Annotated in this window: 9 protein-coding genes; 2 read left to right on the top strand and 7 right to left on the bottom strand. The window is 50.2% G+C overall.

The features are described from left to right. Positions 1-46 precede the first annotated feature (46 nt). Positions 47-541 carry a dihydrofolate reductase gene (locus BGX16_RS01830; RefSeq protein WP_241899405.1) on the bottom strand — a complete coding sequence of 165 codons (495 nt, stop codon included), beginning with the start codon at positions 539-541 and terminating at the stop codon, positions 47-49. Further along, positions 538-1,350, bottom strand: a complete 813-nt coding sequence (locus BGX16_RS01835; RefSeq protein ID WP_100424526.1) for a thymidylate synthase — start codon at positions 1,348-1,350, stop codon at positions 538-540. The genes BGX16_RS01830 and BGX16_RS01835 overlap by 4 nt, the downstream gene beginning before the upstream one ends. Positions 1,351-1,415: 65 nt before the next feature. Between BGX16_RS01835 and BGX16_RS01840 the strand changes: the two genes are divergently transcribed. Beyond that, complete coding sequence (locus BGX16_RS01840) at positions 1,416-1,955, top strand: DUF4416 family protein (protein WP_100424527.1); 540 nt, start codon at positions 1,416-1,418, stop codon at positions 1,953-1,955. A 96-nt stretch (positions 1,956-2,051) separates the two neighbouring features. Here the strand turns inward: BGX16_RS01840 and BGX16_RS01845 are convergent, their stop codons facing one another. Genes BGX16_RS01845 through BGX16_RS01865 form a run of 5 tightly spaced genes read right to left on the bottom strand, consistent with a single transcriptional unit; the run spans position 2,052 to position 12,106 of the window. Then, entirely contained in the window at positions 2,052-2,918 is an 867-nt protein-coding gene (locus BGX16_RS01845; RefSeq protein ID WP_100424528.1) for a hypothetical protein, read from the bottom strand. 7 nt (positions 2,919-2,925) lie between these two features. Continuing rightward, positions 2,926-6,324, bottom strand: coding sequence for an MFS transporter (locus BGX16_RS01850; RefSeq protein ID WP_100424529.1), 3,399 nt, complete (start codon positions 6,322-6,324; stop codon positions 2,926-2,928). A gap of 33 nt (positions 6,325-6,357) precedes the next feature. After that, on the bottom strand, positions 6,358-9,807 hold the full coding sequence (locus BGX16_RS01855) for an MFS transporter (RefSeq protein WP_100424530.1): 3,450 nt from the start codon (positions 9,805-9,807) through the stop codon (positions 6,358-6,360). A gap of 55 nt (positions 9,808-9,862) precedes the next feature. After that, positions 9,863-10,684, bottom strand: coding sequence for a hypothetical protein (locus BGX16_RS01860; protein WP_100424531.1), 822 nt, complete (start codon positions 10,682-10,684; stop codon positions 9,863-9,865). 48 nt (positions 10,685-10,732) lie between these two features. Beyond that, entirely contained in the window at positions 10,733-12,106 is a 1,374-nt protein-coding gene (locus tag BGX16_RS01865) for an aminopeptidase P family protein (RefSeq protein ID WP_100424532.1), read from the bottom strand. A gap of 94 nt (positions 12,107-12,200) precedes the next feature. Between BGX16_RS01865 and BGX16_RS01870 the strand changes: the two genes are divergently transcribed. Continuing rightward, positions 12,201-12,518 (top strand): hypothetical protein, encoded by a 318-nt coding sequence (locus BGX16_RS01870; protein WP_100424533.1) that lies wholly within the window; start codon positions 12,201-12,203, stop codon positions 12,516-12,518. Positions 12,519-12,521: the final 3 nt, after the last annotated feature.

Raw genomic sequence — 12,521 nt, forward strand, 5'->3', positions numbered from 1 at the left:
CCGTTGCAAAGCGAGCCTTTCTTGTACACCGTTGAATTTGGGAATTCTAGAGCGAACGTTCCAAAACTTGGAAGGTCGTTTCGTAATCGTCCTTTTCGGACTTTCCGATATGCTCCTCGCTCAAAAGCTTCCAGCCTTCTCCAAGAGTCGGCATTTTGACGTCGCCATCGATTTCGGCATGGACTTTTGTCAGGTAAAGCTTTGTCGACTTCGGCATGGCTCTTGCATAAACGCTGGCACCGCCGATGATAAAGAGTTCTTCTTCCCCGCTCTGTTCCGCAATCTTCAAAGCCTGTTCCATGTCGCGCACGACGATACAGCCCGGAGCTTCAAAGTTCTCATTCCGTGAAAGCACCAGATTGACGCGGTTCGGCAGAGGGCGTCCGATATCTTCATAGTTCTTGCGACCTAGCAAAACGTGATGTCCCGTCGTAATCGCCTTAAAACGCTTGAGGTCCTGGGAAAGATGCCACGGCAAATGGCCATCCTTACCAATCACGCCGTTGTCCGAAACTGCAACAATTACCGAAATTTTCATCATACTGCAATCGGAGCCTTGATGGTCGGCCACGGGTCATAGTTTTCCAAGGAGAAATCTTCGAACTTGAAGTCGAACAGGTTCTTGACATCCGGATTCAACTTCATCGTCGGCAGCGCTCGCGGTGTGCGGGAAAGCTGCTCCTTCGCCTGGTCAAAGTGATTGCAGTACAGGTGCAAATCGCCGAACGTGTGCACAAATTCCGCCGGTTCGTAATCAAGGACCTGGGCGAGCATCAACGTCAAAAGCGAGTAAGAAGCGATGTTGAAGGGCACGCCGAGGAACATGTCCGCGCTACGCTGATACAGCTGGCAGCTGAGCTTTCGCTTGCCGCTTGCGCCGACGCCACCCACGTAGAACTGGAACAGGCAATGGCATGGCGGCAAAGCCATTTTGTCGACTTCTGCCACATTCCATGCGCAAACAAGATGACGGCGGGAATCCGGATTATTCTTGAGACTGTCCAGAAGGTTCTGGATCTGGTCAATGTGACCGCCTTCCGGCGTGGGCCAGCTTCTCCATTGATGGCCGTATACCGGACCGAGATCGCCGTTTTCATCGGCCCATTCATCCCAGATCGTCACCTTGTTGTCGTGAAGATACTGGATGTTCGTATCGCCCTTCAAAAACCAGAGCAATTCATGAATAATGCTCCGCAGATGGAGTTTTTTTGTCGTCAAGCATGGGAAACCTTTTGAAAGATCATAACGAGCCTGCCGGCCAAAAACGGAACGCGTCCCTGTCCCAGTTCGGTCAGAACGGTCCACCCCATTTTCCATAATGTCGCGGAGTAAATCAAGATATTGCTGCATGCTTTCAAATTAGTATTTTTTAGTCCGTAAAAGATCGTTGGAGATTCTTTCTTTTAGAGGTTCTTATGGGTATTGCGAAAAAGCCTCTCCCGGCGAGACTCGTCATGGGATTTTTGGCAAAAGACGCGGCACTGATCGATGAAATCCGCCCGCGTCTCTGCAAGCTCTACGGCGAAGAACTCGAGGTTCTGACCGCATTCCCGTTCCGTTTCACGAACTACTACAAGGACGAAATCGGCAAATCCCCCGTGCGCGCCTTTGTCACCTATAAGACTCTGATCGACCGCGAATCGATTGTAGATATCAAGCTTGCCACGAACCATCTAGAACTCGAATTTGCCAAGGAACACGGAACCGAAGGACTGCGCCCGGTGAACCTCGACCCTGGTTACATCACGCTTGGACAGTTCTTTTTGGCGACGACCAAGGACCAACGTCAGCGCGTGTACATTCGAGACGGCATTTACGTGGAACCGACTCTCTACTTCCAAGATGGACACTTTCACGCATTCCCGTGGACGTACAGAGATTACCAGAGCAAGGAATACATTGAATTTTTGGAAGCCGTGAGAAACCAACTGAAATCATCCATGCACAATCCATGAACTTCGAACGTATCCGCTACAGCAGGACATTTATTCTGCCGTAGAATTTCTCTTCCAATTCTCTGATAATGGATGACTGGCAACAGTCCGTGCGCATTACTTCACAACGTTCTTTCTAAATTCAGGCGTCAGCGCTTCACAGGCTTCGATGTCCGGACGCGCGACGTAAGTTTTCAATTCCTTGGAAAAGAATCCGATGACTTCAAACGAAATTCTCCATGAGCTCGCTTCCGGGCATTCTTCCCATGCCTGAATATTCTTGGCGCGCCAAGAATACTTTCCTTTTTTCTCGAAGATAAAATTTTCCGATTTCAGGGCTTCGTAACCGATCTGCGCCCAAGTTCCAATCGCCTTGTTCTTTTGGAAATAAGCTTTTTGCAAAGAATAGAACCTCGCCGCTTCCCGCTCCAGTTCCTGGACCTTTGCCGGAGTATCTCGATTCGGATCGGTAAAATGCAAAACAAGTCCGATGGCAACGGCGATAACCGCAACAGCGCCGGCGGCCATCGAGAGGATTTTCAGTCTTCTGCGGAAAGATTCCGGCAGTTCGTGCAAATCGCCATGCGCCGGTTTCAAAACGTGAAGTTTCAAAAGGGCCTTCGCCACATAATTCGGAAACACTTCGCAAGCGCTCCCAAGAAGGGCCGTCAAAACGCTGATTGAGAAAGCGAAAGGTTTTGCCGTAGCGATCAGCGGCAAAAGTTCCTTCTTGACCGACTGGACTACGGACATCAACTGACGATCTTCCGAGAAGCTGCTGAGCGCAATCTGTCCCGTGAAGCTGCTGTAACGCGCGAGAGCCAGATCCACGATATGCGAAGCATAGTCATGCGCATAATCCAAAACAAAGCCAAGGACGATAAAGACCGCCGCGAGCAACAGGAAATTCAATCCGAGGAATCGAATCGTACGGGACTTCGAGAATCCCTCGTCAACAACACGTCCTTCCTCGTAAATCATCATTTCCCCGCTACTTTGCCTTTGCCGCTTTGCTCAATTCCAATGCGACCTTCTTCGCTGTAGAAAAGTCCGCCTTGCCCGAACCGAGCTTCGGAACAGCATCCACCTTGAAGGCTTCACCCGGAATCATCATTGGAGGGATTCCCGACTTGCGAATTTCACGGAGTACTTCATCCGCATCCTTTTTGCCTTCAAACAAGAGGACAATCTTTTCGCCCTTGACTTCATCCGGAATCGCGACAATGATAAAGTCCATGCCGGCAATCACGCCCGAATCATTGATCTTTGCTTCGACAGCGCCGAGTGAAATCATTTCCCCACCGAGCTTTGCAAAGCGGCTGTAACGGTCCACGATAATGACAAAGCCATCCTTGTCGAGATAACCCTTGTCGCCCGTCTTGTACCAGCGATGACCGTTGATTTCCAGGATGACGCTCTTGGTGCGTTCCGGATCCTTCAGGTATCCCTTCATGACCTGGCAGCCACCGATAAGAATCATCCCCTGTTCACCCTGCGGCAATTCTTTGTCCGTAATCGGATCGATAATCTTGACCCCGACGCCCGGAATCGCCATGCCCACGGAATTCAAATTCGTACGCGGATCCATGGTGAGATAGTCATCGAGAAGCACGTCTTCGGAATTGTACGTAGCGACCGGAGCCGTTTCCGTGCAACCGTAGCCTTCGTAAATTTCCTTTTTGAACTTGCGGGCAAACAGATCTCGGATTTCGGGACGGAGCTTTTCTGCACCCGAAAGGACAAATCTCAAATGCTTGAAGCACATCGGGTGCACCCAGCGGTTGATGCCCACGGCACGGAGGAAGGTCGGGGTGCCGACGAGGATCGTAACGCGGAATTCGGCGCAGACACGCGCCATCGTCTTCACATCGGTCGGCTCCGAGCAAGTCACCATCGGAATGCCTTCAAAGAGAGGCAAAAGCACCGTCACGGTCAAACCGAAGGAATGGAAAATCGGAAGTTCCGCAAGCATCACATCGTTCGGATGGATACAAAGGATCGCGTTCGTCTGCTGGGTATTCGAAACGAGGTTACGGTGCGAAAGCATCACACCCTTCGGCGTTCCTTCGGAGCCCGAGCTGAAGAGAATCACCGCGGTATCGTCCGGCTTTGCCGACTTCACATACAGAAGTTCAATGAGGCGCGTCGGCAAAACGATCGCCGAAGCAAGAGCGATAAAGCGGTAGAATGGATTTACCATTTTATCCAAATCTTCCACGCAAATGAGCTTGCAGACCGTGCCGAGCTTAAAGTAATCCTGGCCGCGGTTCTGCAGTTTATTCAACAGAGCCCAGCTGGTAAAGACCGTATGGATTTCAGAACGTTCAATGCACTTGAGGACCGATTCAACGCCCGACGTAAAGTTCAGATGCACACTGGTCTTGCCCGAAGTCCAAATACCAAGCATCATGGAGACGCCTTCCGGAGACGGCGGAAGCATAAATCCAACGCGTTCTTCCTTGCGAGTGATCTTCTTTAAGATATGCGCATAAACAAGAGCCTGTTGAATCGAGCCGTAACCCGTCAAATGGTTGCCGAGCGGACTGTAAACCGCCACACGGTGACGGACTCGACGTTTCATCGCCTGCAGCCAGAACGGAACAATCGTCGGATAGTAAGAAAGCGACTTGGACCAGGCGACCATCGAAAGTTCGCGCAGAATATTGCGGAGCTTCGCGGTTTCCGTTTCCGCCGGGATTTCCTCGCCAAAAGCGATAGAAACGATACTCGTCAGCTTTTCACCGAAGTTGACATTTTCATCAGCATAGCTTCTCTTGCCACCCCAAACGCCCTGGATGTAGAAAGGAATGAGCTTTGCACTCGTATCCTTGATGGCCGAGGAATAGTCCATCGAGAAGCGTCCGATATTGCAGGATTTTGCAATTTCACCTTCCGGGAAAATCACGACGGCTTCGCCCTGCAAAAGGGCTTTGCGAATCTGCGCCATCGCAGGTTCCGTATTGCGACGGTTAATGCGGATCGCGCCGAGAAGTTTCAAAATCCAGCGGGAATAACCGTGTTCCAGCTTATCTTCATTCACCGCCATACGGAGCGACCTCGGGCTCGCCATCTGCAAAAGCACCCAGTCGATATAGCTCGTATGATTGCCGAGCAAAAGCACCGGACCTTCGAGAGGAATGTTTTCGTTACCGATGATCTTCAAATCATAACGGAACACATAATAGGCGCGGAACAACGTACGGATGAGCGACTGCGGGAACCGGATAAAAGCCCACACAAATGCGGCAAGCAAAAAAAGCGAGAAGAAGAAAAGGAACGTTTCCTTGTCGATTGACGTGTACTTGAGCAGCAAGACTTCCGAGGCCACCACGAACACGAGAAAGAGCATCGTCACCATGTTCGAAACAGCCACAATTCGACCTGAAGACGCCGGTCTTGAATAGAGCAGCAAAAGCGAATTCAAAACCGTGCCAAGCGCACCGAAGAAAAGACCGAGGAACGCATACAAAATGCGAACGAGTACCGGATTATCCACAAACGGAACAAGGAAAGCGCACACGCCGCAACCGAGGACCGAAACCGGAATCAAGCCGACTTCGATAAACTGATGCGAAGAACGGGACGCCAGATAACCGCCAAACATCATGCCGACGGCCGAGAACACAAGACCATTGCGAATAACCGAAAGGAATCCTTCTCCCGAAAGGCTCGACGAGAGCAAAACGAACACCTGTGCAAGACCCCAAAACACCGCCAAGCCGATGATGATCACACGCGAAAGGCTAATGTACCACGTCGCATGGAAAATGCGCGCCGGAGAACGGAACTGCAAAGATTCACTATCCTTGGCCGTCTTCGGAATAAAGAAGGCCGCGACTTCCGAAAGCACCGCCACACCGACAAAGATCCAAAGCAGGTAATCCACGCCAAGGAGCGTCGCCGTTTCTTTATAAAGGCTAATCACACCGACCGCAGAAACAAAAGCACCCGCAATCATCATATTGAACATATGAGCGACACCCGTCGCAAGCCGCTGATTACCGAACATTTCCTTCACAAGACCGTATTTCGCCGGACTTCCCAAGGCAAAGGATGTCGAAACGAGCATCACAAACCAGATCGCGATCTGGGGAAGCCCCACCGTCCAAAGGACACCGATTACGATTGAACCTGCGACAAATCCCAAGGAAGACCAGGCAATCACTTTTCCCTTTCCGAATCGGTCCGCCAAAAAGCCCGCTAACGGGAAGAACAACAGATACGGCACATAGAACATCGCCTGCAAAACGGCACTGTAAACGACGCTTTCCGCAGAATCCTTCACGACCGAATATTTGATCCATTGTTCAAAAAACAGAAAAAGCCCCATCTGGATAAAGGATGAGGCAAGAACCGAAACTAAATAAGGGAAAAGGCCTTTAATCTTCATAGATTCCTTGAGAAGTGAATCAAATTTAAGAACTTATTGTTGAGCTAGTTCCAGTGCAATTTTCTTGGACGCCTTGAAATCCGCTTTGCCCGTACCGAGCTTCGGAATCGCGGGTACCTTGAACGCGAGCCCCGGAACCATCAAAGGTGGAATTCCCGACTTGCGAAGGGCTCGGAGCACATCCGACGGTTCCATTTCGACACCCGTATACAGAAGCACGAGGCATTCACCCTTTGCGCTGTCCGGAATGGATGTCACCATGTAGTCTCCCCCTTCGAGAATTTTCGTATCGTTGATGCGAATTTCCACAGCGCCGTGCGAAATCATTTCACCGCCGAGCTTTGCAAAGCGACTGTAACGGTCCACAATCGTAAGGAAGCCGTCTTCGTCCAAGTGGCCCTTATCGCCGGTACGGTACCAACGACGACCGTCGAGTTCAATGATCGCATCCTTCGTGTGCGAAGAATCCTTCAGGTATCCCTTCATCACCTGACATCCACCGATGAGAATCATGCCATCTTCACCGGTCGGAAGTTCCACGTTCGTTTCCGGATCGACAATCTTGTAGAGCGTTCCCGGAAGCGGCATGCCGACAGAACCGGGCTTATTGTTCACCTGCATCGTCAGGTAGTCATTCAAAAGGATGTTTTCAAAGTTCACCGAAGCGACCGGAGCCGTTTCCGTACAGCCGTAGCCTTCAAAGATTTCCTTGCCGAACTTGAGTCGGAAGGCCGTGCTGATTTCCGGGCGAAGCTTTTCTGCCCCCGCAATGATCAATCGCAGATACTTGAAGCACATCGGGTGCACCCAGCGGTTCACGGTAAAGGCGCGGAGGAACGTCGGCGTACCCACAAATGCCGTCACATGGAATTCCGCACAGACACGCGCCATCGTCTTCACGTCCGTCGGGTCTGCGACCACCACCATCGGAGTCCCCTCGATCAAGCAGAGGAGCACGTTCACCGTAAGTCCAAACGAGTGGAAAAGCGGAAGTTCCGCAAGCATCACGTCATTCTTCGTCGGGTTGAAAATGCAAGAAAGCTGGGCGCAGTTACCGATCATATTGTAATGAGTCAGTTCCACCCCCTTAGGAACGCCTTCTGTTCCCGAGCTAAAAAGCACCACGGCGGTATCGTTCAGCTTCACATTCTTCTTGAAGTAGAAGAACTTGATGAGCGGAATCGGAAGGATCACGCCCATGAGCATGTGGAAGATCATTTTCCATTTCGGAATGCTCTTCATCACGTCTTCGGCGTAAACCAGGTTGCACTTATCCGCAAGAACCGTATAGTCGGTTCCCTTCTGCTTCAAACGCTGCAAAAAGACACGGCTCGTAATCACCGTTTTCACATCGGCGCGTTCCATGCACTTCAAAACGATATCTGGCGCAGACGTGTAATTCAAGTTCACATTTACCTTACCAGTCACCCAGCCGGCAAGGTTCGCAATAATGCCACCGCCCGAAGGAGGAAGCATAATACCCACATGCTTCTGGCCATTGAGCATCTTCTTGAAGACTCGGCTAAAGGCAAGGGTCGCGCAAAGGAGCTTATAACCGGAAAGATGTGCACCGTCCGGGCTGTAAATCGACGGACCGGAGCCTGTCACCTTCTTACAGGCGACAAGCCAAGATTCCGCAATCGGCTTATAAGCGCGCAAGGAAGAGCACCAGGCGTCGATCGAGATTTCACGGACAATGTTTCGAATCTTATTCGGTTCGGTATCCTTCGGTACCGGAGCGCCAAACGAGACCGTAATAATGCGAGTAAGCTTTGCCGCAAGAGACTGCGCATCTGCCGAAGCCGCATAGGCAAAACGGCTACCCCACAGCCCCTGGATATAGAACGGCACTATCACCGCATCCGTATCCTTGATCGCTTCGGCATAGTCAAAGCGGAACGGACCGACAAACGGAGTCTTCGCCACTTCCCCTTCCGGGAAAAGCACAACGGCATCGCCATTTTTCAAAGCATCATGAATTTGCTTCAAGGCTTCCGCTTCATTGTTCTTATGAATACGGATAACGCCCATGCGCTTCAAGACCCAGCGCAAAGTCCACTTTTCATAATGGTCCTTGTTACTGGCAATTCGAAGCGGACGCGGGGTCGCCATCTGCAAAACAGCCCAGTCGATAAAGCTAAAGTGATTTCCCAAAAGCAGAACCGGACCGTCGGTCGGAATATTGTTAATGCCCAGAACCTTCAAACGGTACGAGCTAAAGAACGTGCGCAAGAGCGAACGGAGCAGGGCCTGCGGCAAATGCTTGAGCGAATAAGCAAAGCCGATAAGCGACATCACCGCGAGCGTAAAGAAAAGAATCGGGAAAATCGCATGGCGTTGATCCGGGAACCACTTCCCCGTATAGTGGATAATCAGAGCTTCACCGCCGAGGAAAAGACCGAGGATTACGATCTGGATCAAGTTCGAAACGGCAAGGATTCGACCGGAATTCGTCGGAACCGTATTGTACTGCAACAAGGCGTTCAACGTCACAAGGAACATCGAACTGAAAAAGCCGATCAAGAAGAAGATAACCGTAACCAGAAACTGGGAGTGCAGAAACGGAACGAGCAAAAAACAGATCGAAGAGCCCAGGGCGCCCATCGGCACTAGACCCGTTTCAATGAAGTCCTTGGAAGCGCGTGCCACGATCAAGGATCCAAGCAGCAAACCGAGAACCGCAAAGAAAAGTCCGTTCTTGAAAAGGACTATCGTATCGCTCCAGTTCGAATTCTGCTGAAAGAGCATCACAAAGATCTGCGTGCCCGCCCAGAAAATCGAGATTCCCACAATGCACGCACGCACAGTCGGAAGCTTCCACGTATGGACGACATTGTTCACCACCGAAGAACGGCGAACCGAAGCGTATTCTCGACCGACCTTCGGGATAAAGAACGCAAGCACACTCGAAACGAGGCTCACCGCCATAAAGACCCAAGGCCAAGCCACCGCCTTGCGCAAGAACAGCTTCACAGACGGCGCGGAATTGAACGTAGAATCCAAAGAATCAAGGCCCGGAACGAGAAGAGCCGCAAGCACAAGGGCTGCCACCGTAAAGATCTGGAGGAAAGCATTCGAATAGCCGAGGAGCTTTGTCCCGAACATTTCCTTCAGCACACCGTACTTTGCAGGGCTATGAACCGCAAAAGCGGATGCGGTCAAAAGAGTAAAGAAAATGGCGAGATTGTAGAACTTCAGCGTATAAAAGACGCCAGTCGCAATCAAGGATGCGGTCATCACGATCGATGTCCAAGCGATCACGCGACTCTTCGAAAAACGGTTCGAAAAGAAGCTCGCCGGCACCACCATAAAGACGAACGGCAACAGGAAGAACAATTGGAAAAGAACGCTCCAGAACAAAAGTTGCGAGCCTTCATAATGGGTCGCAATCACCTTCTGCGTAAAGACGAAATGCCCCATGACTGCAAAATTTGTCAAGAAGATTGAAAGGAATAAAGGCCAAGCTCCTTTGATTTTCCACATATTTAGTCAACCTTTGATGTTTTGTCGCGCTTTCGCTGAAATGGTTAGAATCGGATTAGAACTTCAGGTGCGCTGCGCAACCCAAAGTGTATCCGTAATACAAATTCGCCGCATCATTCGTATATTCCCAAATCGGAATATGGAAGTACGGTTCCACCTCGATCAGTCCCAAATTCACAGTCACCTTCGGCTCAATGCCCACCGACATCGTATAGCCGAATTCATCTTTACCCGAGTAACCCTGCGTACGGACATTGCCCGGAGTGTTCGAAATAAAACCTCCATCACTTCCATAAAGGAACTCAAACGGGAATCCAAGACCCACACGGATTGTTCCAAAGTTGAATTCCGGGCGGATCAACACGTATAATTCATCGGACGAACGATCGTTAAAGTCCCAGAAGTACCAGCTGTGCAGACGCACGCCGAAAGACTTCCAATCTCCGTAAAAGTTCGAACCGCCAAAGATCAACGCAGGGGAAGGTTTTTCACCGTTGCCTAGAAGCTTTTTCGAACCCGCCGGGAATACGAAATCGATAAAGCCCGCCGAAGAGGGTGAACCGTACTTAAAGCCGAGAATCGGACCCCAGACTCCCGTCACGCTCTTCATGCCGTCATCGCGAATCGGATAAGAAAAGCTGAATTCGATGCCTCGGGCAGGACTCACGCGAATCGTCGGCATCAGATTCAACTGGGATTCTTCTGCGTCATCCGAAAGATCGGCATCGTTATCATCGTGGAAAACGGAACGGTAAAAAACACCGTAAGCGTTCAAATCCACCTGGAATGTTTTCGATATCACGCCATATTCATTCATCATCGCATACGCGGACGAACTTAAAACAGCAAACAGGGCAATCGCAAAAAATTTTCTCATGTCCAAACCTTTTCAAAAAAATCCAAGTTTTCCCTAAAAAATAGCTTTTTAGCCCAAAAGTATTTCCAGATCCTCTATTTCACGCGGGATTTCAGCCGAAATATCCTCACAGCCGTCTTCCGTCACGAGCAAATCGTTTTCGATTCGAATGCCCACGTCTTCCGCGTAATGGATGCCGTCCAAATCGATTTCAAAATAGCCGTAAAGCCCCGGTTCGTTAGAAAGGAGCATTCCCGGCTTCAAGGGCTTCTGCATGTAGCAGCGGAACGGATCCCCTTCATGGATTTGCTCCCCGATCAGATGGCTTACCCCATGCGGACGTCTATCATAAAGCAGTTTGAACTTGCCGCCCTTCGAAACAAAGCGTTCCTGTAAAGCGTCCCAAATAAAATTCCAGACCATCGGATTCAAATCGGCGAGCTTGACGCCCGGTTTCACATTCTTCTGGTGAAATTTTTGGGCATCGAGAACGATTGAATAAAGAATTTTCTGCAACGAATTGAACTTACCGTTCACCGGGACCGTGCGCGAGATATCACTGTGCTGCGTTCCCGCGCGAACGCCAAAATCCATCAGTAAAAGATTTCCCGGTTGCAGCGGTTCGTCGTTCTTTACATAGTGCAGGCAGCAGGCATTCTTGCCGTTCGCCATGATCGTCGGGAACGCGAGATCCCCGTCGCTCTGGACCTGCATTTTGTAGTCGAGAAACAGCTGCGCTTCCCGTTCCGTTCTAAAATTCTTCAAATTTTTTAAAAAATCGCAGAAAGCGTTGTTCGTCCAGACTTGAGCCCGGCGAGAATCCGCGATGCGGGCGTAATCCAGAACAACGCGTAAATCAAAGTGTTTGTCGGCAAGGCTTTTGACTTCCAAGCGTCCCGCAAAGCGCTTTTTCACTTCCTCGGCAAATTTCGCATTGTGATCATCCGACACCGACTTAGTCGATAGTTCGCAGAGGAATTCCAGGTAAAAGACTTCTAGCGTTTTCAAATCCTGCTTTTGGACCTGGGAATTCAAGTATTTCCAGAAATCGTCTTCGGGAAGAATCGTCTTAAAGCCTGTCAATTCCTGGACTTCGGCAAGGGAATCCTCCGAATAGGTCACCTTCAGACCGGTCCAAAATTCCTCTTTTTCGTTTTTTTTCGGCAAAAAAAGCACTTCCCGATGATCCGCATCGCCATGAGGATCCAGTAACAGTTTGCACCCCGCCTGATTCAATCCCGTAAGGAACAGAAAACTAGGTTCCTGCACCATTTTATTCCAAATTTCAACGTAGACTTCTTCAGTGCCCGGATTCCGCTCAATTCCGCAAAAAAGGCCGATTGTGTCCAATTTTTGGAGAAGTGCCTCTCGGCGGGAATGATAGACTTCGGTCGACGGCACATCGCCGACAGGCTCGATAAAGACCTGTGAATAGCAATTCATGCCTTAAAATCTAATTTTTTTAACAACTTCAGTCCAAAATAATCCATTTTTCTATATATATTTCGGTTAACATCATTTATGCATGGAGTTTATCATGTCTTTATCTAAAATTTGGAAACTCGCCCTCGCTTCTCTTTGCGCTATTTCTCTCGCCGCTTGCGCTGGCTCTCACCAGGGTGGTAGCGAATCCTACGACGCAGGTGAATCTTCCGAAGAATCGGAAGGCGGTTCCACAAAGGCTCAGAAGGTCGACGAAGACGAACTCAAGAAGACCCAGGATGCTGCTGTGAAGGTTACGGAAGAAAACCACGAACTCCGTCGTCAGATTTTCGAAGCCAAGACTCAGCTTGGTATTTCCACACAGACTCAGACGGAAGAAACTGCCACGGAAGAAGCTGCCGACGCTCAGTAATTG

It is taken from the genome of Hallerella succinigenes, assembly GCF_002797675.1.
Taxonomy (GTDB): Bacteria; Fibrobacterota; Fibrobacteria; order Fibrobacterales; family Fibrobacteraceae; genus Hallerella; species Hallerella succinigenes.

What these genes read in the sequence shown, in the direction of transcription:
- BGX16_RS01830 (WP_241899405.1), bottom strand. Translation starts at nt 541, where the DNA reads ATGATGAAAATTTCGGTAATTGTTGCAGTTTCGGACAACGGCGTGATT.
- BGX16_RS01835 (WP_100424526.1), bottom strand. Translation starts at nt 1,350, where the DNA reads ATGCAGCAATATCTTGATTTACTCCGCGACATTATGGAAAATGGGGTG.
- BGX16_RS01840 (WP_100424527.1), top strand. Translation starts at nt 1,416, where the DNA reads ATGGGTATTGCGAAAAAGCCTCTCCCGGCGAGACTCGTCATGGGATTT.
- BGX16_RS01845 (WP_100424528.1), bottom strand. Translation starts at nt 2,918, where the DNA reads ATGATGATTTACGAGGAAGGACGTGTTGTTGACGAGGGATTCTCGAAG.
- BGX16_RS01850 (WP_100424529.1), bottom strand. Translation starts at nt 6,324, where the DNA reads ATGAAGATTAAAGGCCTTTTCCCTTATTTAGTTTCGGTTCTTGCCTCA.
- BGX16_RS01855 (WP_100424530.1), bottom strand. Translation starts at nt 9,807, where the DNA reads ATGTGGAAAATCAAAGGAGCTTGGCCTTTATTCCTTTCAATCTTCTTG.
- BGX16_RS01860 (WP_100424531.1), bottom strand. Translation starts at nt 10,684, where the DNA reads ATGAGAAAATTTTTTGCGATTGCCCTGTTTGCTGTTTTAAGTTCGTCC.
- BGX16_RS01865 (WP_100424532.1), bottom strand. Translation starts at nt 12,106, where the DNA reads ATGAATTGCTATTCACAGGTCTTTATCGAGCCTGTCGGCGATGTGCCG.
- BGX16_RS01870 (WP_100424533.1), top strand. Translation starts at nt 12,201, where the DNA reads ATGTCTTTATCTAAAATTTGGAAACTCGCCCTCGCTTCTCTTTGCGCT.